The organism is Actinoplanes sp. NPDC004185 (assembly GCF_053603475.1).
The window spans coordinates 21478-41232 of the sequence record NZ_JBSGFR010000014.1 but is presented as its reverse complement, the minus strand read 5'-3'; the positions used below and the strand labels follow the sequence as shown (position 1 = coordinate 41232).

Below are 19755 nucleotides of genomic sequence, written 5' to 3'. Positions count from 1 at the left end.
CGATGACGGCTGCCCTGGCGGGGGTGCTGCTGGCGCTGGCCGGCTACGTCATCCAGGGCACGGTGCACACCACCCGGGCCACGGAGCAGCAGAGCCACGCGCTGGTCGTCGACTCGCTGTTCTTCGAGGCGCGCATCGCGATCGCCATGCAGGAGGTGAACCTGCGGCACTACCAGGTCGAGCCGTCCGTGGCCGTCCAGCAGCGCTTCGACCAGGTCGTGCTGACGGCGAACGACACGCTGGCGCAGATCATCGCCGGGAACACCGGCCAGGCCCGGGCGGACGCGCTGCGGTTGCGGGAGGAGCAGCTGGCGTACCAGGCTCTCGCCGAGCAGCTGATCGCGCTGATCGCCGACAGCGACCCCGCGCACGTCCAGCTGGACCGCCTCGAGGTGACACCGGCCTTCTACACGCTGCAGGACGACGTGGACGAGGTGTCGCGGGCGTACCACGACGCCGCCCAATTGCAGGTGTCCGCGTTGCGCCGGACCCAGGTACGGCTGCTGGTCGGCACCTCGGTCGGTTTCGCGGTGGGACTGACCCTGGTCGGCATGATCCTGCGGCTGGTGCTGAGCTACCAGCGGCGGCTGGTCGAACAGGCCGCGGCGAGCCGGCACCTGGCCCTGCACGACCCGCTCACCGGTCTGCCCAACCGCACCCTGTTCGGCCAGCGGATGCAGACCGCCCTGGCCGGCGTGACGGCGGGCAGCGTCCATCAGGTCGCCCTCATGGTCATCGACCTGAACGGGTTCAAGGCCGTCAACGACACCCTCGGCCACCACGCCGGTGACCTGGTGCTGCTCGAATCCGGCCGGCGGCTGGCCGCCGGGGTCGGCGCCGACGGTGTGGTGGCCCGGCTGGGCGGCGACGAGTTCGCCGTGCTGCTGCCCCGCGTCGCCGGGGCCGCCGAGGCCACCGAGCTGGCCGAGCGGCTGGTCGGGGCGCTGCGCCGCGACTTCGTCCTGGCCGAGGGCCCGGCGGCGATCAGCGGCAGCCTCGGCATCGCGCTCGGCCCCCTGCACGGCGCCGGCGACGAGCTGTTCCGGCACGCCGACGCGGCGATGTACCGGGCGAAGGGCAACGGCGGCGGGGTCGCCGTCTACGACGCCGCCGAGGACGCCGAGATCCCGGACCGGATGCAGCTCTTCGCCGACCTGCGGGCCCTGCTCGACAGCGGCGATCCGGCCGGTCAGCTGCGGCTCTACTACCAGCCCCAGGTACGCCTCAGCGACGGCGTCGTGACCTCGGTCGAGGCGCTGGTCCGCTGGCAGCACCCGGAACGGGGACTGCTGTTGCCGGCCACGTTCCTGACCGTCGCGGAGAGCCGGGGCCTGGAGATCCGGCTGACCGACCACCTGCTGGGGCTGGCGGTCCGGCAGGCCGCGCGCTGGCTGGCCGAGGGCCACACGTACCGGGTGGCGGTGAACGTGTCGCCCGGCTGCCTGATCGACGCCGGTTTTGTCGCCCGGGTGCTGAGCACGGTGGCCGACGCCGGCCTGCCGCCCCAGCAGCTGTGCCTGGAACTGACCGAGACCAGCATCATGGCCGACCCGGACCGGGCGGTCCGCGCGCTGCACGAGGTCCGCGAGCACGGCGTCACCGTGTCGGTCGACGATTTCGGCACCGGCTTCAGCTCGCTGGCCCAGCTGCGCCGGGTGCCGGCCGACGAGCTCAAGATCGACCGTACGTTCGTCCGGGACCTGACCCCGGGCACGCCCGACGCCGTCATGGTGCGCAGCGCGATCGACCTCGGGCACAACCTCGGTCTGTCCCTGGTGGCCGAGGGCGTGGAGGACGTGGCCGCGCTGCTGCGGCTGCGCGAGATGGCCTGCGAGTACGCCCAGGGCTACGCGCTGAGCCACCCGGTGCCCGCCGACCGGCTCCCGCAGGCCTGCCGCGACGCCGAGCACGTCGTGCGCCACGCGGTCGGTGCCGCACTGACCGCCTGATCCGGGGTGTGGACGGCCGCCGCCGGGGTATGCGCGCCCCATGGATCAGGACGGCCTGCGCGCGAGCATGACCTTCATCGGCAACGCGACGACCGTGTTGCGGCTCGGGGACTTCACCCTGCTGACCGACCCCAACTTCGTGTCGGCGGGCAGCCGGGTGCACCTGGGCTACGGCATGTGGACCCGGCGCCTGCTCGACCCGGCCTGCTCGGTCGCGGAGCTGCCGCCGCTGGACGCGGTGCTGTTGTCGCATTTCCACGGCGACCACTGGGACCGGGTGGCCACGGCCGAGGTGGGGAAGACGACGCCGATCGTCACCACCCGGGAGGCCCAGCGCAAGCTGCGGCGCCGCAAATTCGAGGACGTCATGGGCCTGCCGACGTGGGAGAGCCACGAGCTCTCGCGGGGACGGCAGCGGCTGCGGGTGACCTCGGTCCCCGGCCGGCACGGTCCCGGCCTGATGGACCGGCTGCTGCCGGACGTCATGGGCTCGGTGGTGGAGCTGGAGGAGGACGGCCGGTGCCGGCTGCGCCTCTACATCACCGGCGACACGTTGTACCGGCCGTTCCTGGAGGAGGTGCCGCGGCGCTGCGGCGACATCGACGCCATGATCATCCACCTCGGCGGCACCAAGATCCTGGGCATGCTGCTCACCATGGACGACAAGCAGGGGGTGGCGACGACCGAGGTGATCCGGCCGCGGCTCACCATCCCGATCCACAACGACGACTACGTGGTGCAGAAGCTGCCGCTGAGCGCGTTCCTGCGGCGGGCCGGGGAGCACGGCCTGACCGGGATCCGGCCGATCACCCGGGGGAACAGCCTGGAGCTGCCGCTGCGCTGAGCCGGTGGCCCGGCGCAGCGGCAACCCCGCCGGCTACGCGGTCGGTGCGGCCGCGGCCATGACCTGCGCGGTGCGCTCCCAGACGCGGTGCAGGCCGAGCGCGGTGACAAGCTGCTTGCGGTACGCGGCCGTCATGCCGTCGGCCAGCAGGATGCCCGGTGCCTCCACGTCGATGCCCGCGGTCCGCAGCGCCTGAACGCCGTCACCCCAGGCGCCGAGGGCCTTGGCGTGGCGGAACGCCTCCTGCAGCAGCACGGTCAGCTTCACGTCCGCGAGGTCGCCGGCGCCGCCCGCGACCAGGATCGCGTCGTACTCGATCGACCGCGTGGTCAGCAGCGTGCGTTCGATGATCTCCTTCCGCAGGCCCTTGACCAGCTCGCCGCCGTGCGACGCGATGACCCGGACGAAGGCGCCCTGCGCGGTCAGCGCGTCCCGCAGCTTGCCGATCCCGGCGAGGTCGGCCTTCGGACCGGCGACCACGCCGACGACGCGGCCGGCGATCGGGCCCGGCACCCCGGTGACCTGCGACAGGGCGGCGGAGACCCGGACCGCGGCGACCGGCGTGCCGGCCGGGGCGGGCAGGCCGAGGCCCGCGGCGACCTGGGCGCTCAGGCCGGTGTCCACCTTCGCCAGCACGCCGAGCATGCGCTCGCGGATCGCCTGCTCGTAGCACTTGCCGAGCTCGAAGGTGAAGGCCTCGGTCAGGTGGATCCGCTCGACCTCGCTCAGGCTGGCGTAGAACATCGCCGGCTGGCTGAAGTGGTCGTCGAAGGAGACCGGGTTGGCCCGTACCTTCGCCCCCTCGACCAGCCGCGGCACGTGCACGAAGCCGCCCTCCGGCTCGCTCGCCGGGGCCGGGCCCTCGGCCCCGGCCAGGCTGTTGGGCAGGTACGGCGCGATGCCGCGGTGCACGGCGGTCTGGTGCATCCCGTCGCGCAGGTTGTCGTTCACCGGCGCGTGCGGCCGGTTGATCGGCAGCTGCGGGAAGTTCGGCCCGCCGAGCCGGGTGAGCTGGGTGTCCAGGTACGAGAACAGCCGTGCCTGCATCAGCGGGTCGTTGGTGACCTCGATGCCGGGCACCAGGTGGCCGGTGTGGAAGGCGACCTGCTCGACCTCGGCGTGGTAGTTGTCCGGGTTGCGGTTCAGCGTGAGCAGGCCGATCGGCTGCACCGGGGCCAGCTCCTCCGGCACGATCTTGGTGGGGTCGAGCAGGTCGATCCCCTCGAAGGTCTCCTCGGCGCTGTCCGGCATCACCTGGATGCCGAGCTCGTACTCGAGGAAGGCGCCGGCGTCGATGGCGTCGGCCATGTCCCGGCGGTGGAAGTCGGGGTCGACCCCGGCCGCGAGCTGCGCCTCCTCCCAGACCAGCGAGTGCACCCCGGCCACCGGCTTCCAGTGGAACTTCACCAGGTGGGTGCCGCCCTCCGCGTCGACCAGGCGGAAGGTGTGCACCCCGAAGCCCTCCATGGTGCGGTACGAGCGCGGGATGCCCCGGTCGGACATGTTCCAGAACACGTGGTGGGTGGCCTCGGTGTGCAGCGAGACGAAGTCCCAGAACGTGTCGTGGGCCGACTGGGCCTGCGGGATCTCCCGGTCCGGGTGCGGCTTGCCGGCGTGGATGATGTCCGGGAACTTGATGCCGTCCTGGATGAAGAACACCGGGATGTTGTTGCCGACCAGGTCGACGTTGCCCTGATCGGTGTAGAACTTCACGGCAAAACCTCGGGTGTCGCGCACGGTGTCGGCGGACCCGCGCGATCCGAGCACGGTCGAGAAGCGGACGAAGACCGGCGTCTCCTTGCCGGCCTCGGCCAGGAAGCCGGCCTTGGTGACCGACGCCGCGCTGCCGTACGCCCGGAAGACGCCGTGCGCGGCGGCCCCGCGCGCGTGCACGACCCGCTCGGGGATCCGCTCGTGGTCGAAGTGGGTGATCTTCTCCCGCAGGTGGAAGTCCTCCAGCAGCGAGGGCCCGCGAGGTCCCGCCTTCAGCGAATGGTCGGTGTCACTGAGCCGCAGACCCTGCGCTGTGGTGAGGAACTCCCCGGTCTGGAGCCCCTGTTCCGGCGCCAGTGCCCCGGTCAACGGAGTGGTCGCCGCCGGTTCCATGGCGGCCGGGCTCGGCACGGTGGGCTCTGACCTGCGGGGGCGCTTCACTGCCATCTACTGTCCTCGTCTCGAGACCGGGCACCGGGAATCCGGCCCCTTTCCCGCTTGCCCCCTCATGATCGTCCGAAACGCGCTATTGGTCTATTTCCCGACCGCGCTGTGCGCCGCGAAGGCCACCGCCCGGCGGGCCACCACGGACCCGGCGGTCGTGATGGCGTTGTGCCCGGCCGCCGGCACCACATCGGTCACGGCGTACGGCGTCAGCCGGGCAGCCTGCCGCAGCCAGCGCGGCGGCGCGATCGGGTCGTGCTGGCCGCGCAGGAACAACACCGGCGCCTGGACCAGCGGCAGCCGGTGGTCGATGCGATGACGCACGGACAGCCGCAGAGTGGTCAGGATCCGGCGGGGCCGCGCGTCCCGGACGTCGGCCGCGATGATCCGGGCCTGCCGCGCGTCCTCCCACACCAGGTCGGCCAGCCAGCGGCGCGCCTGACCGGTGGCGGTGGGCGCGGCCGGATCCACCGTCGGGCCGACCAGGACGAGCGCGGAGACCAGATCGGGCCGCCGCACGGCCAGTTCGACGGCGATCTGACAGCCGAACGAGTTGGCGAGCACCTGCGCGCCGGTGATGCCCTCGGTGTCCATCCAGGCGGCGATGACCGCGGTGTGCTGCTCGACGTCGAAGACCTGCCGGGGCTTGCCGGACAGGCCGAAGCCCGGCAGATCGGGCACGTGCACCGGCCCGCCGGTCAGGGCGGCGGCTGTCGGCATCAGGTAGCGGTGGGAGACGGCCAGCCCGTGCAGCAGCACCCACGGCCGGCCGGTGGCGGCGGCGGCCCGGGAGCGTACGTGCAGCCGCAGGCCGGCCACCGCGGTCCAATGGCTGACGAATCCCTGGGCGGTCCGCGGTGCGGCCCGGGTCAGCCGGCGCTGGCCGGGGGTCATCCGTGCAATGCGTCGTATCACCTTCCGTACATACCCCCGGGCATCCGGGCGAATCTCGGATGCCCCGATCGGCGGAGGCGCCGCGGCTGCTCAGCCGACATCGGCCGCGCGGCGGTCGTAGAGCGCGGCCATTGTGCGGAGCGGCCACTGTGCGGTGCGGCCATCGTGGGCGCGGGCATCGTGCGGCGGGGTGGGCGCGCGGCTCGGGCGGTCCGGCAATGCCGGGAGGTCAGCTGGGGTGGGCTGTCAGCTTGCCCAGCGCGACGGCCAGGCGGTCGACGTCGCTGTCGCTGGTGCCCAGGCCGAAGCTGGCCCGCAGCAGTCCCGGCGTCGCGCTGCCGCAGCCACCCGTGCCCGTGTCCCCGGTCAGCCGCCGGGTCAGCGGATGGGCGCAGAACAGCCCGGCCCGGACCCCGATGCCGTACTCGCGGGCCAGCCGGTCGGCGATCACCGCGGGGTCGTGGCCGGGCAGGGCGAGCGACACGATGCCGACCCGGGGCTGCCGAACGCCGAACACGCTCACCGGCCGTACGCCCGGGACCCCGGCCAGTCCGTCCCGGAGCCGGCCCAGCAGCTCCTGCTCGCGCTCGTGCAGTGCGGTGCGGTCGGTGCGCAGCAGCGCCGCACAGACCGCGGCCAGCGACACCGCGCCGAGCAGGTTGGGGGTGCCCGCCTCGTGCCGGGCGGCACCGTGGGCCCACGTCACGTCCCCGGCGGCGGTCCCGACCGCGGTGCTGGCGCCGCCGCCGCTGAGGTACGGCTCGGCGGCGTCGAGCCAGTCGGCCCGCCCGGCCAGGACCCCGGCGCCGAACGGGGCGTAGAGCTTGTGCCCGGACAGGGCGAGATAGTCCGCGCCCAGGGTGGCGAGGTCGACGGGGGAGTGCGGTGCGAGCTGCGCGGCGTCCACGACGATCCGGGCGCCGTACCGGTGGGCCACGTCGGCCAGCCGCCGCACCGGCCAGATCTCGCCGGTCACGTTGCTCGCCCCGGTGACCGCGACCAGGACCGGCCCGCCCAGCCTGGGTTTGTCCAGCCCGGGTCCGCTCAGGCCGCGCAGCGCTCGCTCGACGGCCGCGACGGCCTCGTCCGGGCTTGCCGGGGTGGGCAGTCGCAGCGGGCGGCGCCACGGCAGCAGGTTCGCGTGGTGCTCACCGTCGAAGACGATCGTGGTGGCCTCAGGCGGCAGGGCGCGGGCGAGCAGGTTCAGCGCGTCGGTGGTGTTGCGGGTGAAGATCACCGCGTCGCCGGTCCGGGCGCCGATGAACTCGGCCACGAGGTCGCGGGCGCGTTCGTATTCCAGGGTCGAGGTCTGGGAGCGGATGCCGGTGCCGCGGTGCACGCTGCCGTACCAGGGGAGCAGGCTCTGCACGGCGTCCGCGGCGGCGCGCACGCACGGGGCGGTCGCGGCGTAGTCCAGGTGGGCGAACGGGACCGTCGTGCCATCGGGCAGGTCGACAGTCAGGTCCGTGCCGACGACGTCGAGGTCGGTGTGCTGCAGGACGAGGGACATGGAGCTGCCTCCGGGAGGTCGGGGACCCCGCCCCGGGGCCCGCGCTTGCCCACGTCGGTGTCGACGCCGGCCCGGTCCTCACCCGGAGCACCCCATCGCGAACACAAGGGTTGCCGGCCAGCAAGCCGGGGCTTCGCGCTGGCACTCATGACCTGAAGGCACCTTAGCAGAGTGCCGGTGGCCCCTGGAGGAAGTGTCGTACCCATGCGGCAGAGTGTCAGGGGTGCGTAGCCCTACCGCCCCTGACACCGCCCGCCCCCGCGACTGGCTGCCGAGCTTTCTGGCGCTCGCCGCGATCTGGGGCACCAGCTTCCTTTTCATCAAGGTCGGCGTCCGTGAGCTGCACCCGCTGTGGCTCACCTTCGCCCGGGTCACCGCGGGCACGGCGGTCCTGCTGATCGTGCTCGCGGTGACCCGCGACCGGCTGCCTCGCGACGCCCGTTTGTGGGGCCATCTCGCGGTCGTCGCCGCGCTGGGCGTCTCGCTGCCCTTCACCCTCTTCGGGTACGGCGAACAGCGCGTCTCCTCGGTGCTCGCCGGCATCTGGAACGCGGCCACCCCGCTGGTCGCGTTGCCGCTGGCGGTGCTGGTCTTCCGCACCGAGGCACTGACTCCGCGCCGGGTGGCCGGCATCGCGACCGGCTTCCTGGGCGTGCTGGTGGTGCTGGGCGTCTGGCGGGACCTCGGCGGCTCGCAGCTCACCGGGCAGCTCATGTGCTTCGGGGCGGCGATGTGTTACGCCGTCGCGATCCCGTACCAGAAGAAGTTCATCGCCGGCCGGGCCGGCTCCGGGGTGTCGATCGCCGGCGGCCAGCTGCTGATGGCCCTGGCCCAGCTCGCCGTGCTGGCACCACTGCTGGCCGGCGCGCCGCCGGCCCCGGCGCAGCTGTCCCTGCAGGTGGTGCTCTGCGTGCTGGCGCTGGGCGCCCTCGGCACCGGGCTGGCGTTCGTGCTCAACATGCGGGTGATCCGGGTGGCGGGCGCGAGCACGTCGGCGTCGGTGACCTATCTGATGCCGGTGGTGGCGACGGTGGTCGGCGTGCTGATCCTGGGCGAGCACCTGGTCTGGAACCAGCCGCTGGGCGCGCTGATCGTGCTGACCGGCGTGGCGATCTCCCAGGGGGCGCTGTCCCGCCGCCGCGGTGCCCGGCCGCCGGACGACCCGGTGGCGGCGAGTCCCGGCCCGGCGGCGGCCGCCCCCTGACCGGTGCCTCAGGCCTGCCCGAGGATGGCGGCGCGGGTGGGGCGCCGGTCGAGCTCCATGAAGCGGTCGGCGCCCTCCAGCCCGGCGAAGCCGGCCCGCCGGTAGACCTCGTGGGCGTCCTTGGTGGCGAGCAGGAAGCGGAGGACACCCCGGTCGGTGAGGTCCTCGACGACGCTGTCGACCAGCCACCCGCCGAGTCCCCGGCCCCGGTGCCCGGTGGCGACGAAGACATCGCAGATCCACGCGAAGGTCGCCCCGTCGGTGACGACCCGGGCGAAGGCCACCTGCTCACCGCCGTGCAGGACCGAGTACGGCAGCGAGCCCTCGATCGACCGCGCCACCACGTCGAAGTCCCGCCCGGCCGCCCAGTAGGACTCGTCGCACAGCCACCGGTGCACCCGCTCGACATCGACACGCGCGGCGTCGGTGGTCAGCACGTAGTCGTCCCGCTGACGATCCCCCATGAACTCCTCCTCCGGTTGCCCGCCCAGGATGCCAGAGCGTGAGCGGCGGGTCAGGCCGGGCCTTCGTCGTAGGCGGCGCGGGCGCGGTGCACCTCGGCGATGTGGGTCTCGGCCCAGCTCTTGATGGCCCGCTGCAACGGCAGCAGCTCGTGGCCGAGAGCGGTCAGTTCGTACGACACCTGCACCGGCACCGCGGCGACGACAGTGCGGGCCACCAGGCCGTCGCGTTCCAGCTTGCGCAGCGTCTGGGTGAGCATCTTCTGGCTGGCCCCGGCGACCTCGCGGGACAGTTCGGCGTACCGCAGCGGCCCGTCGGCCAGCGCGGCCACCACCAAGGTCAGCCATTTGTCGCTCAGCGTGCCCAGCAGGTCGTGGCCGGGGCACTCGGCGAGGTTGGCGTTGTAGGCGCGCTGCGCCTCGTCCCGGCGCTCGGCGGCGGACCTCGTGACCATCGCGGCGGGCTCCTCCCGGTACGGTACGCACTCCCGGGTGCGTCCTTACCGCCCGACGATATCGCCCCTAGCGTCGCCACCATGAGAGCCGTGATCGTGCGCCGCTTCGGCGGCCCCGAAGTCCTGGAAGTCGCCGACCTGCCGGACCCGCGCCCCGGCCCGGGCCAGGTCCGGATCCGTGTCGCCGCGGCGGCCGTGAACCGCATCGACCTGTCCACCCGCGGCGGTGCGATGACGCAGGCGGGCCTGCTGCCGCCGGCCGACGAGGTCGAGCTGGGCTGGGACGTCGCGGGCGTGATCGACGAGGTCGGTCCGGGGGTACGCCGCCGCGCCCCGGGCGACACCGTCATCGGCCTGCGTGACGTCCTGTCGGCCGGCGGCGCGCAGGCCGAGTGGGTGGTGCTGGACGAGCTCGCGACCGCCCCTGCGCCCCGCTCGGTGAGCCTGCCGGAGGCGGCGACCCTCCCGCTGATCGGCCTCACCGCCGACCGCGCGCTGGCCCTGACGGGCCTGCGAGCGGGTCAGACCCTGCTGGTCACCGGGGCCGCGGGCGGTGTGGGCGGCCTGCTGCTGCAACTCGCCGCCATCCGCGGCATCCGCACGGTCGCGGTGGCGGCCGAGACCGACGAGAAAACGGTACGGGAACGCGGCGCCGACGAGTTCGTGACCCGCACGGACCGGCTGGGCGCGGCAGTCCGCGAGATGGTCCCCGGCGGCGTGGACGCCGTCGTCGACGCCGCCGTGGCCGGTGTCACAGCCCACGAGGCGCTGCGCGGAGGCGGCGTGTTCGTGGCCCTCGTCGCGCCGTTCGCCCCGCCACCGCTGCGCGCCACCCGCGTCGTCGTGCAGGAGGTGTGGGCCGACGGCGGCCGCCTGACGGAACTCGCGGCGCTGGTCGACGCCGGTCTGCTGACGCTGCGCGTGGCGGACACGATCCCACTGACCGGTGTGGTCCGGGCCCACGAGCGGCTGGCCGCCGGTGGCCTGCGCGGACGGTTGGTGCTCGTGCCCTGACAAGCGTTCATCAAGGCTTCACAATGCCTACCTATTGGATGGATATGGTGGCGCCATGACGAGATCCGTACACCTGAGCGCCGGCGGCCCGGACGCCGCCCGCCGCCGGGCCGAGGAGGCGGCAGTCCGGCGCCAGTTCGAGAAGGACGCGGTCTGGAGCCGGATGATCGCCCCCGGCGGCCGGGTCCCGGACCTGCCCCTGATCGAGGTCGACCTGGGCCCGATCCACCTGCGCCGGCTGCTCGACACCGGGCCGCTGGTCCTGGTCTTCATCCGGTACGCGGGCTCGGCGGCCTGCGAGGAAACCCTGGTGGCATACCAGCGCACCCTGGCCCCGGCCTGCACGGACCTGGGGGCGCACCTGGTGGCGGTGAGCCCGCAACGGGCCGAGCTGCTGGCCCCCGTCAAGCACCGCAACGACCTGAGCTACCTGGTGGCGGCCGACCCCCGGCACACGCTGATCGACGCGTTCGGCCTCGGCTACCAGGCGCCGGAAGCCACCGAGTTGCTGGGCACGCGGCGGTCGGTCCTGCCGTACCCGAGCGTCGTGGTCGCCGACCGCACGGGCACGGTGCGCTACGCGGACGTGCACCCGTTCACGGCGGCCCGCACCCCAGCGGCGCCGATCATCGCGACACTGCGCCAGCAGATCGCCTCGATCCCGGTGGCGCCGCGCGGCTGACCGGCGCGCGCTGCGCAGGGAGCAGGCCAGGCTCTTGCGCAAATCCGCTGACCGGATGCCACATCACGCATGCCCGCGACTCGAGCACTGCTTCGCAAACGGCCGGGCTGATCGTCGTGATCCGATCGTGGTCCTCCGGTTCGCTGCCGCCTCCGGCTGATCGTGTCACGAGAACGCCGATCATCCACGGATCGGCGTCGAGTGTGACACCGGCGACCGCTGAATCGCGTCCGGAAAGGACACCCGGCTCAGCCCTTGGCTACCACCGGTCGATGACGCGCTCACCTTGACACGGAACGATACGTCACACAGTGAACACGTCGAGAGGCTGACTGGCATGTCGAACGTTGCACACATTCTTGAGGAGATGCCGCCGAAGGAACGCTCCACCATCATGGAAGACCGGGTCATCCAGTTGGAACGCGAGCTGGGTGACGAGGAGATACTCACTTTCACTCGTTGCCATTTCCCGTTCGGCACCCTGGTGGTCACTCCGGACCGGATCATCATCTTGTTGCAGGACGGCGGCGTTGACGTGACCCAATTCGCCGATGTCGCAAGTTTCTCGCTGATCGAGGGACGTAAGAAGCTGTTCGGGGGCTACTCGGAGACCGTATTCAACACTCAGATGCGCAACGGCACCCGGTACACCGGGCAGAGTGTGGGAACCGATGGCCAATGGGGCATCCGTGCGGCCCGCACGATGATCGCCGCTCACGAGACCTACTCGTTGCACGCTCGTTGAGTGATGCTCAGTCGTCCGGTGCCCGGGCCCAGCCGGAATATACCTGTCGGTCAGCCCCGGAACATCCGCCGGGATCGACGATCAGCTCGAACCCTTTCCTTTTCTGAAGCGGCTGAGCGCGGCTCTCAGTTGTCGGAAGCCGCTTCGTAGCTGTAACCGTCGGTGGGCGCGAGGGCCAGGAGCCGATGGAGAACCGGTTCGGTGTTGGGCCCCACATTTTCGACAGCACGCACGTCTTGCCACCGTCGTGCACGGGCGCCTCGATGAACCAACGCCCGAGTCGCCTGTGGAAGCCGGGATAGGCAGTCGTGAAGGCGGTTGCGAGCTGCTCACCGGTGACGGTTCCGTCCACGGAAACGAACCGGGATCGGGGGACGGCGGTCGCCAGCGTCGGCGCGGTGACTCCTGCCCGGTGAAGAGCGGTTACCAAGGCGAGAACCGCTCGTCGCTTGCGCAGGGGCCCCTTCGCCGCCGGCGTCTTCGATGAACTCGGCAAGCCGCGCGCGGGCTTCCTCGACGGTGTCGGGCTCGGCCTTCGCCAGGTAGGTCGACACCGAGCAGCTCGATACGGCGGCACGCGCTACGGTCCCGTGCCGAAGAGGAGCATGTCGGCGACGAAGCAGGTCACCGTGCCGGATGCGTCGCGGCCGATCCAGGTCGGGTAGGCGCCGTCGCCCCAGCCGCTCGACCAGGCCACCATGTCGCCGCCGGGCAGGGTGGTGAAGCGGTCGAGGTCGAAGCGCTCCCATTCCTCGGACAGCCGTTCGCGGTTGTCCTCGTCGACGAAGCAGCCCAGCCCTGCGTCGACCCCGAAGCCGTAGAACTCGCCGTCGCCCAGATCACGGTGGTCCTGGCCGTCCCGCAGGGCCAGTTCCCAGGTGGCGGTGGGCGAGTCCATGATCTGCAGGCGGGCGGCGGCCACCCGGCGGTGGCCGGGATCGTCGATGAAGGTGGCCAGGCTGATCGTCACCGGATACTCGCCCGGCGGGACCGTGACGGTGAACGGTTCCTCGCCGTAGTCCAGCGATGACGGGTCGGCGGCCACCAGCCGCCCGGAGGGCAGCCGCAGCGGCCCGGCGGCGTGCGGGGAGATCCGCATCGTCCGGTCCCGGACCGGCCGCTCGGCGCCCTCGGTGAAGAGCTCTTCGATCCGGTACGGCCGCAGCGGCCGAGGCGGCTGCCACGGGCGTACGCCGGCACGAACCGGCAGCGAATGCGACGACGCGTCGGCAATGTCGGGCCGGCCGTCACCGGCGAACTCCAGCAGCGGCTGCCACTGGCCGAAAGCGGGAATCGGCGTACGCGGCGCCGGCGAGTTCGGCGTGTGGTCCTGCCGGCGGGAATTCTCCTGCTCGACGAGGTCGGTACGGCGGCCGTTGAGCTCGAAGGTGACCGTCGTGGTCGTCGTACCCCGCCATTGGCGTGCCTCGCGCAGGAAGAGCTCGCCGGTCCGGGTTTCCCGCCATTGGTGGCGGGACGCCCGCCCGCCGAAACCGTCGAAGCGGGTCAGCCCGACATGCCCCTCGCCGAGCGCGACGTCGAGCACGGCGTGCGGCCGCCCGCCGACCAGCAGAACCACCGAGTACGGCTCACCGGCAGCGTGCCGAGCCTCGGCGATGTCCCGGGTCAGCGGGTTGACCACCGCGTCGTCCCAGCCGTCGCAGTACACCGCCGTGAGCGTCACCGCCATGAGATCGACGGCCTGGCGTCGTCGGCGACGGGCGGCGACCACGGTCTGCCGTCCCTATAGGTCTCGATCTTGCTGCGGATCTGGACGAGGTGACCCTGCAGCCGGCTGATCTGATCCGCCACGCGCTGCTCGTGGGCCGACAGGACCTCCGCCCGTTCGGCCGTCGTCGCGGCGCCACCGTTCATGAGGTGGACGAACTGCTGCATCTCGGCGATCGGCATCCCGGTGTCGCGCAGGCACCGCAGCAGGCTCAGCCATTTGAGGTCGGTCTCGCTGAAGACGCGCCGGCCGGTCGCGGTCCGCCTGATTCTCGGCAGCAGGCCGACGCGTTCGTAATAGCGCAGCGTGTGCAGGCTGAACCCGCTGATCGCGGCGGCCTGCTTCGGGGTGTGGGACGGCACCCGCCGAGCATGGCACCTGAAGCGCGCTCCACGTCAACCGCCTTGACCGGGAGTGCACTCGAGCATGTTGGGTGGGCCGGGTCGACTTCGAGAGGCGGACGCCCATGGCCACCAACGGTCTTGATCACTACTTCCTGCTGGGATCCGGCGGACTACGGATCTCCCCTCTGGGCCTGGGCACGATGACCTTCGGCAGCGGCGGATGGCACGCCGGCGAGGAGGCATCGCGGGCCATCTTCCGGCGCTACCTCGACCGGGGTGGCAACTTCATCGACACGGCCGACGTCTACGGGGGCGGAGCCGGCGAGGAACTCCTGGGCCGGCTGATCCGGGAGACCACCGACCGGGATCGGCTGGTCATCGCCACGAAGTTCGGCGGCCCGACCCACCCCGGCGACCCCAACGCCCGCGGCAACGGCCGCAAGCACATCCTCACCGCGGTCGAGGCGTCCCTGCGCCGCCTGAACACCGACTACCTCGACCTGTACTGGCTGCACCTGTGGGACCAGCTCTCCGACGTGGACGAGGTGATGGCCACCTTCGACTCGCTGGTCCGCAGCGGCAAGATCCGCGCGGTCGGGCTGAGCAACGTCCCGGCCTGGTGGGCCACCAAGGCCCAGACGCTGGCCCACCATCGCGGCTGGGAGCCGGTCGCGGCGCTGCAGCTGGAGTACTCCCTGGCCGAACGGAGCATCGAATTCGAGCACCTGCCCGCGGCGCTCAACCTCGGCATGGCAGTCGTGCCCTGGTCACCGCTCGCCAACGGCTTCCTCACCGGCAAGTACCACCGGGACGCCACCCCCGCCGCCGCGGCCGGACGGCTCAGCCCGGACCACCGGTGGCCCGTCGCCGTCACGCTGACCGACCGCCACTGGCGCATCCTGGAGGCGCTGAAAGGGATAGCTGAGGAGATCGGCCGCACGCCCGCGCAGGTGGCGCTCAACTGGGTCACCGGCCGACCAGGAGTGGTCGGCACCCTCGTCGGTGCCACGACCGTGGAACAACTCGATGCGAACCTCGATGCCCTCGACATCGACCTGTCCGCCGAGCACCTGACCACTCTCGACGCCGAGAGCCATGCGGAACCGGTCATGACGCCGCATTCGCTGTTCGCCCGGTTTCCGGAGCGGCCACCGGTCATCCGTGCTCAGGCGAGGCCGTACACCTGGTTGAGGTCGAGCAGATGATGCCCGGTGACGGCGTGCTCGTCGAGGTTCAGCACCGAGCACCAGGAACACGTTGGCTGTCTCGCACTGGACGAGGACGTGCTGGTACGGCGTACCGGGCATTGGTCCAGACCTCACCCGGCCGGACCGGCACCAGAGGCGATCGGTGGCGTATGTGGTGCCTCCCGCCCTCCGGGCTCCGCGGCGGCCCGAGGCCGCCGCACATCCAGGGCCGCGCAGGCAGTCGCCAGCGCCAGCATGAGCACGCAGATGAGCAGCCCGTGCGCCACCGCCTCCCGCGCCACCCCCGCCGTGATGCCCGCCAGCACCACCCCGGCCACCGCCGCCGTCGCGATCGTCGCCGAGATGCGCTGCGACACCTGCAGGAATCCCCCTGCCAGCCCCGCCGCCGCGGCCGGCGCGTGCGCCAGTGTCAGCGCCTGGTTCGGTGAGATGATCAGGCCGCCGGAGACGCCCATCGCCAGCTGGGTCACCGTCAGAGCGATGCCGATCTGTCCCGCCGGCACCCACCCGATCACCGCCGCCGTCACCGCCAGGGTCACGAAGGATCCGGTCAGGGCCCACACCACGCTGATCCGGCCGTACCGGCTGACCAGGCGCCAGCTCTGCGACGACGCGATCGCGAAGCCGAGGGAGCTGGGCAGGATCGTCGAAGCCGCGTGCAGCGGTGACCAGCCGAGCCCGTCCTGCAGGAACAGGGTCAGGGACAGCGAGGCCGACATGGTCGCGCCGAACTGGAACATCGCGGTCAGGGCGCCGAGGCTGAAACCGCGGGAGCCCAGCAGGGCCGGGAGCAGGATCGGGGTGCGGCCGCTGCGGGCGTACCGTCGCTCCCAGGCGATCAGGGTGACCAGCGCCGCTGCCGCGACCACCGGCCACCAGAACCGCGGCGGGCGGCCGTCCGGCAGGACGAAGGGCAGCAGCACGGCGAGCGTCGCCGTGGCCAAAAGGGCCAGCCCGGCCAGGTCCAGGGCCGGGCGGGTGCCGGGCCGCCGGGCCGTCGCGGGCAGCCACTTCAGGGCCAGCGGTACGGTGATCAGCCCGAACGGCACGTTGAGCAGCATCACCCAGCGCCAGCCGTGCTGCTCGCCGAGCGCCCCGATGACCGTGCCGCCGACCAGGGGCCCGATCACTCCGGAGATCCCGCCCACTGTCGCGTACGCCGCGAGGGCGCGGGTCCGTGCGCGGCCGGTGAACAGCTCCTGGATGATGCCGAAGATCTGCGGGTTGACCGTGCCCGCGCCGACACCTTGCAGCAGCCGGGCCAGCGCGACCACTCACGCCGATTCCGCCGTGCCGCCGATCACGCTCGCCGCGGTGAACAGGCTCAGCCCGCCGACGAACAGCCATGTGCGGCCGTGCGCGTCGCCGAGCCGGCCCGCCGGCACGAGGGCCAGCCCGAACGTCAGCGAGTAGCCCGCGACGATCCACTGCAGGGTGGCGGGCCCGGCGTCCAGGGCCGTGCGCAGCGACGGGATCGCCGTGTTGAGGCTGGACTGGTCGAGCAGGGTGGTGAAGGCGGCGCACAGGCAGATCGCCAGCGAGACGGTACGGCGGTTCGGCACGCCCCGACCGTAGGGGAGTGCCGCGCCGAGCGGTCAGGACGCAGGTCACTTCCAGCAGGCGGGACGGGGGCTTGCCCAAAACCCTAGTAAGGCTATAGGAATAGCGGGCCGTATCCGCCGTCCCGCTGGAGTCGTCCGTGAGTACCTCCGTGTCCGTTCCGCCGGCTCCCGCCGGTGCCGATCCGGGCCTGGGGGCGCCCACCGCTGTCCGTCCCGCCCCGGCCGTGCGTGGCGGGCGCCGGCGTCGCCTGGTGTTGCGGCTCGTCTCGCTCGTCGTGCTCTACCTGCTCTGGGAGGTCGCGGCCCGGCTGGTGCGCAACCCCACCTTCATCCCGGCCCCGGCGGCCGTCTGGCACCAACTGATCGTCACGTCGTCGACCCACGACGGCATCCGTGGCTACAGCGGGCACCTGCTCATCGAGCATCTCGGGGTCAGCCTGCGGCGCATCCTCATCGGCTCGGTCATCGGCATCGGCGGCGGCCTGGTGCTCGGCATCCTGCTGGGTACGGTCGGCTGGTTGCGGGTCGTCGCCGAGCCCGTCGTCACGTTCGTGCGCGCGCTGCCGCCGCTGGCCTACTTCAGCCTGTTCATCATCTGGTTCGGCATCGACGAGACGCCCAAGCTGTGGCTGCTGTCCATCGCCGCGCTGCCGCCGGTCGCCGTGGCCACCGCCGCGGCCGTCCACTCGGCGCCGGCCGGGCTGGTCGAGGCGGCCCGGGCGCTGGGGGCCGGACACTGGCAGACCACCCGCGACGTGGTGCTGCCGAACGCGTTGCCCGAGATCTTCACCGGCGCGCGGCTCGCCGTCGGCGTCGCATACTCCTCGGTCGTCGCGGCCGAGACCATCAACGGCGTCCCCGGGATCGGCGGGCTGATCCGCGACGCCCAGCGCTACTCCCAGACCGACGTGGTCGTGCTCGGCCTGTTCGCCATCGGCCTCTCCGGCCTGCTCATCGACGCCCTGCTGCGGACAGCCGAGGACCGGCTGATCCCGTGGCGCGGCCGTAGTTAAGGAACCCCCGTGAAGAAACTCCTTTCCGTTCTCGCCGCCGTTTCGCTGCTCGCGACGGCCGCCTGCGGCGACGGCGCCGCCGGCGGTGGTCCCGGGGCGGCGGACAAGACCATCCGGCTCGCGTACCAGGCGTTCCCGAGCGGGGACCTGATCGTGAAGAACCAGGGGCTGCTGGAGAAGGCGCTGCCGGACTACAAGATCACCTGGACCAAGTTCGACTCCGGCGCCAGCATCAACACCGCGTTCCTGGGCCGCAGCATCGACATCGCGGCGATCGGGTCGAGCCCGGTGGCCCGCGGGCTGTCCGCGCCGCTGAACATCCCGTACCAGGTCGCGTTCGTGCTGGACGTGGCCGGTGACAACGAGGCGCTGGTCGCGCGCAACGGCAGCGGGGTCACCGACGTGGCCGGGCTGCGCGGCAAGAAGGTGGCCACGCCGTTCGCCTCCACCGCGCACTACAGCCTGCTCGCCGCGCTGAACAAGGCCGGGGTCAAGGAGTCCGAGGTGACCATCGTGGACCTCGAGCCGCAGGACATCCTGGCCGCCTGGACCCGCGGGGACCTGGACGCCGCGTACTCCTGGCTGCCGTCGCTGGACGAGCTGAAGAAGAACGGCAAGGTCCTGATCAGCAGCAAGGAGCTGGCCACCGCCGGCAAGCCCACCCTGGACCTGGGCGTGGTCGGCACCGCGTTCATCCAGGCCCACCCGGAGGCGGTCGACGCCTGGCGCAAGGTCGAGGCGCAGGCCCTCGACGTCATCGCGAACGACCCGGCCGCGGCGGCCAAGGCGGTCGGCCAGGAGCTGAACCTCAGCCCGGCCGACGCGCAGAAGCAGCTCAGCCAGGGCGTGTTCCTCAAGCCGGCGGACCTCGCCTCGCCGGAGTGGCTGGGCACCGAGGCCCAGCCCGGCAAGCTCGCCGACAACCTGGTCAGCGCCTCGGAGTTCCTCAAGAGCCAGCAGAAGATCGACGCCGTGCCGGACCTGGCCACCGTGCGGAAGTCCGTCTACGTCAAGGGACTGCCCGATGTCCTCAGCTGAGGCCGCGGTCGAGCTCGACGGCGTCGAGCACTCCTACGGCGACGTCACAGCGGTCGGGCCGGTCAGCCTGACCGTGCCCGCCGGGGAGTTCCTGGTGCTGGTCGGCGCGTCCGGCTGCGGCAAGAGCACGCTGCTGCGGCTCATCGCCGGCTTCGAGCAGCCGACCCTCGGGTCGGTCCGCACCGGCGGGGCGGCGCCCGTGCCGGGCCGTGGTGCGGGCCTGGTCTTCCAGCAACCGCGGCTGTTCCCCTGGAAGACCGTGGGCGGCAACGTCGAGCTCGCCCTGCGCTACGCCGGCATCGCCGACCGCGGCGAACGGGTGGCCGAACTGCTGGCCGGCGTCGGGCTGCACGACGTGGCTCACCGGCGGACCTGGCAGATCTCCGGCGGCCAGCAGCAGCGCGTCGCCATCGCCCGGGCGCTGGCCGTGCCGAACCCGTTGCTGCTGCTCGACGAGCCGTTCGCGGCGCTGGACGCGCTGACCCGCGAGCGGCTGCAGGAGGACCTGCGCCGGGTCAGTGCCGACACCGGCCGTACGTGTGTCTTCGTCACCCACAGCGTCGACGAGGCCGTGTTCCTGGGCAGCCGGGTCGTGGTGCTCAGCGCGCGGCCGGGCCGGGTCGCCCTGGACCTGCCGATCGACCTGCCCCGCACCGGCATCGCGCCGGACGAGCTGCGCGGGCTGCCCGCGTACGCCGCCCTGCGCTCGGAGATCGGTCACGCCGTCCGCGCGGCGGCCACCGTAGGAGAAGGAGTGTCCGCATGACCGCCTGCACCGAGCGGCACTCAGCCGCACCGAACGACGGCACGGCGCGCGAGGGCCAGAAGGGCATGCGAGAGGAGAACGCAGCATGACCGCCTGCACCGAGCGGCACTCAGCCGCACCGAACGACGGCACGGCGCGCGAGGGCCAGAAGGGCATGCGAGAGGAGAACGCAGCATGACC

General features: G+C 72.2%; 17 protein-coding genes, 1 pseudogene and 1 riboswitch. Of the genes and pseudogenes, 10 read left to right on the top strand and 8 right to left on the bottom strand.

The genetic code is table 11. The annotated features are described in order from the left end of the window. Positions 1 to 2: 2 nt before the first annotated feature. Positions 3 to 1949, top strand: a complete 1947-nt coding sequence (locus tag ACWEOZ_RS16425; protein WP_451911513.1) for a putative bifunctional diguanylate cyclase/phosphodiesterase — start codon at positions 3 to 5, stop codon at positions 1947 to 1949. A gap of 40 nt (positions 1950 to 1989) precedes the next feature. Further along, a complete protein-coding gene (locus ACWEOZ_RS16420; RefSeq protein WP_451911512.1) occupies positions 1990 to 2793 on the top strand; it encodes an MBL fold metallo-hydrolase in 804 nt (267 codons plus the stop codon). 33 nt (positions 2794 to 2826) lie between these two features. Here ACWEOZ_RS16420 and ACWEOZ_RS16415 read toward each other — a convergent pair whose 3' ends face one another. The 3 genes from ACWEOZ_RS16415 to ACWEOZ_RS16405 form a co-directional block, all read right to left on the bottom strand. Then, the gene (locus ACWEOZ_RS16415) at positions 2827 to 4953 is read right to left on the bottom strand and encodes a catalase (RefSeq protein WP_451911511.1); all 2127 of its coding nucleotides are present in this window, start codon (positions 4951 to 4953) and stop codon (positions 2827 to 2829) included. Positions 4954 to 5040: 87 nt separating this feature from the next. Next, positions 5041 to 5844: an alpha/beta fold hydrolase gene (locus ACWEOZ_RS16410; protein ID WP_451911510.1), complete on the bottom strand. Its 804-nt coding sequence runs from the start codon at positions 5842 to 5844 to the stop codon at positions 5041 to 5043. A gap of 229 nt (positions 5845 to 6073) precedes the next feature. Continuing rightward, entirely contained in the window at positions 6074 to 7354 is a 1281-nt protein-coding gene (locus ACWEOZ_RS16405) for an aminotransferase class V-fold PLP-dependent enzyme (protein WP_451911509.1), read from the bottom strand. A gap of 36 nt (positions 7355 to 7390) precedes the next feature. Continuing rightward, positions 7391 to 7507: riboswitch (SAM riboswitch) on the bottom strand. Between the two features lie 70 nt (positions 7508 to 7577). On the opposite strand from ACWEOZ_RS16405, the gene ACWEOZ_RS16400 reads away from it, so the two are divergent. Beyond that, the gene (locus ACWEOZ_RS16400) at positions 7578 to 8558 is read left to right on the top strand and encodes a DMT family transporter (protein WP_451911508.1); all 981 of its coding nucleotides are present in this window, start codon (positions 7578 to 7580) and stop codon (positions 8556 to 8558) included. An 8-nt stretch (positions 8559 to 8566) separates the two neighbouring features. Here the strand turns inward: ACWEOZ_RS16400 and ACWEOZ_RS16395 are convergent, their stop codons facing one another. Together ACWEOZ_RS16395 and ACWEOZ_RS16390 are read right to left on the bottom strand one after the other, a co-directional pair. Next, complete coding sequence (locus ACWEOZ_RS16395) at positions 8567 to 9022, bottom strand: GNAT family N-acetyltransferase (protein WP_451911507.1); 456 nt, start codon at positions 9020 to 9022, stop codon at positions 8567 to 8569. A 50-nt stretch (positions 9023 to 9072) separates the two neighbouring features. Then, on the bottom strand, positions 9073 to 9474 hold the full coding sequence (locus ACWEOZ_RS16390) for a winged helix-turn-helix transcriptional regulator (RefSeq protein ID WP_451911506.1): 402 nt from the start codon (positions 9472 to 9474) through the stop codon (positions 9073 to 9075). 81 nt (positions 9475 to 9555) lie between these two features. Between ACWEOZ_RS16390 and ACWEOZ_RS16385 the strand changes: the two genes are divergently transcribed. From ACWEOZ_RS16385 to ACWEOZ_RS16375, 3 genes are all read left to right on the top strand, one after another. Beyond that, positions 9556 to 10488 carry an NADP-dependent oxidoreductase gene (locus ACWEOZ_RS16385; RefSeq protein ID WP_451911505.1) on the top strand — a complete coding sequence of 311 codons (933 nt, stop codon included), beginning with the start codon at positions 9556 to 9558 and terminating at the stop codon, positions 10486 to 10488. Positions 10489 to 10543: 55 nt separating this feature from the next. Next, positions 10544 to 11170 (top strand): redoxin domain-containing protein, encoded by a 627-nt coding sequence (locus ACWEOZ_RS16380; protein ID WP_451911504.1) that lies wholly within the window; start codon positions 10544 to 10546, stop codon positions 11168 to 11170. 337 nt (positions 11171 to 11507) lie between these two features. Beyond that, complete coding sequence (locus ACWEOZ_RS16375; protein WP_451911503.1) at positions 11508 to 11915, top strand: hypothetical protein; 408 nt, start codon at positions 11508 to 11510, stop codon at positions 11913 to 11915. Between the two features lie 580 nt (positions 11916 to 12495). On the opposite strand, the gene ACWEOZ_RS16370 is transcribed toward ACWEOZ_RS16375, so the two are convergent. Both ACWEOZ_RS16370 and ACWEOZ_RS16365 read right to left on the bottom strand, forming a co-directional pair. Continuing rightward, a complete protein-coding gene (locus tag ACWEOZ_RS16370) occupies positions 12496 to 13605 on the bottom strand; it encodes a DUF4241 domain-containing protein (RefSeq protein WP_451911502.1) in 1110 nt (369 codons plus the stop codon). Next, positions 13596 to 14006, bottom strand: coding sequence for a MerR family transcriptional regulator (locus ACWEOZ_RS16365; RefSeq protein WP_451911501.1), 411 nt, complete (start codon positions 14004 to 14006; stop codon positions 13596 to 13598). Before ACWEOZ_RS16365 ends, ACWEOZ_RS16370 begins: the two co-directional genes overlap by 10 nt. Positions 14007 to 14110: 104 nt before the next feature. On the opposite strand from ACWEOZ_RS16365, the gene ACWEOZ_RS16360 reads away from it, so the two are divergent. Continuing rightward, positions 14111 to 15193, top strand: a complete 1083-nt coding sequence (locus ACWEOZ_RS16360) for an aldo/keto reductase (protein WP_451911500.1) — start codon at positions 14111 to 14113, stop codon at positions 15191 to 15193. A 113-nt stretch (positions 15194 to 15306) separates the two neighbouring features. Here ACWEOZ_RS16360 and ACWEOZ_RS16355 read toward each other — a convergent pair. Beyond that, positions 15307 to 16758 (bottom strand): annotated as a pseudogene (locus ACWEOZ_RS16355) (MFS transporter). A gap of 137 nt (positions 16759 to 16895) precedes the next feature. Between ACWEOZ_RS16355 and ACWEOZ_RS16350 the strand changes: the two are divergent. The 3 genes from ACWEOZ_RS16350 to ACWEOZ_RS16340 are packed head-to-tail and all read left to right on the top strand — an operon-like array spanning position 16896 to position 19575. Continuing rightward, positions 16896 to 17771 (top strand): ABC transporter permease, encoded by an 876-nt coding sequence (locus ACWEOZ_RS16350; protein WP_451911499.1) that lies wholly within the window; start codon positions 16896 to 16898, stop codon positions 17769 to 17771. 9 nt (positions 17772 to 17780) lie between these two features. Continuing rightward, a complete protein-coding gene (locus ACWEOZ_RS16345) occupies positions 17781 to 18809 on the top strand; it encodes a taurine ABC transporter substrate-binding protein (protein ID WP_451911498.1) in 1029 nt (342 codons plus the stop codon). Continuing rightward, on the top strand, positions 18796 to 19575 hold the full coding sequence (locus ACWEOZ_RS16340) for an ABC transporter ATP-binding protein (protein ID WP_451911497.1): 780 nt from the start codon (positions 18796 to 18798) through the stop codon (positions 19573 to 19575). The genes ACWEOZ_RS16345 and ACWEOZ_RS16340 overlap by 14 nt, the downstream gene beginning before the upstream one ends. Positions 19576 to 19755: the final 180 nt, after the last annotated feature.

Coding starts and splice junctions, on each gene's coding strand:
- ACWEOZ_RS16425 (WP_451911513.1), top strand. CDS start 3: ATGACGGCTGCCCTGGCGGGGGTGCTGCTGGCGCTGGCCGGCTACGTC.
- ACWEOZ_RS16420 (WP_451911512.1), top strand. CDS start 1,990: ATGGATCAGGACGGCCTGCGCGCGAGCATGACCTTCATCGGCAACGCG.
- ACWEOZ_RS16415 (WP_451911511.1), bottom strand. CDS start 4,953: ATGGCAGTGAAGCGCCCCCGCAGGTCAGAGCCCACCGTGCCGAGCCCG.
- ACWEOZ_RS16410 (WP_451911510.1), bottom strand. CDS start 5,844: ATGACCCCCGGCCAGCGCCGGCTGACCCGGGCCGCACCGCGGACCGCC.
- ACWEOZ_RS16405 (WP_451911509.1), bottom strand. CDS start 7,354: ATGTCCCTCGTCCTGCAGCACACCGACCTCGACGTCGTCGGCACGGAC.
- ACWEOZ_RS16395 (WP_451911507.1), bottom strand. CDS start 9,022: ATGGGGGATCGTCAGCGGGACGACTACGTGCTGACCACCGACGCCGCG.
- ACWEOZ_RS16390 (WP_451911506.1), bottom strand. CDS start 9,474: ATGGTCACGAGGTCCGCCGCCGAGCGCCGGGACGAGGCGCAGCGCGCC.
- ACWEOZ_RS16385 (WP_451911505.1), top strand. CDS start 9,556: ATGAGAGCCGTGATCGTGCGCCGCTTCGGCGGCCCCGAAGTCCTGGAA.
- ACWEOZ_RS16380 (WP_451911504.1), top strand. CDS start 10,544: ATGACGAGATCCGTACACCTGAGCGCCGGCGGCCCGGACGCCGCCCGC.
- ACWEOZ_RS16375 (WP_451911503.1), top strand. CDS start 11,508: ATGTCGAACGTTGCACACATTCTTGAGGAGATGCCGCCGAAGGAACGC.
- ACWEOZ_RS16370 (WP_451911502.1), bottom strand. CDS start 13,605: ATGGCGGTGACGCTCACGGCGGTGTACTGCGACGGCTGGGACGACGCG.
- ACWEOZ_RS16360 (WP_451911500.1), top strand. CDS start 14,111: ATGGCCACCAACGGTCTTGATCACTACTTCCTGCTGGGATCCGGCGGA.
- ACWEOZ_RS16340 (WP_451911497.1), top strand. CDS start 18,796: ATGTCCTCAGCTGAGGCCGCGGTCGAGCTCGACGGCGTCGAGCACTCC.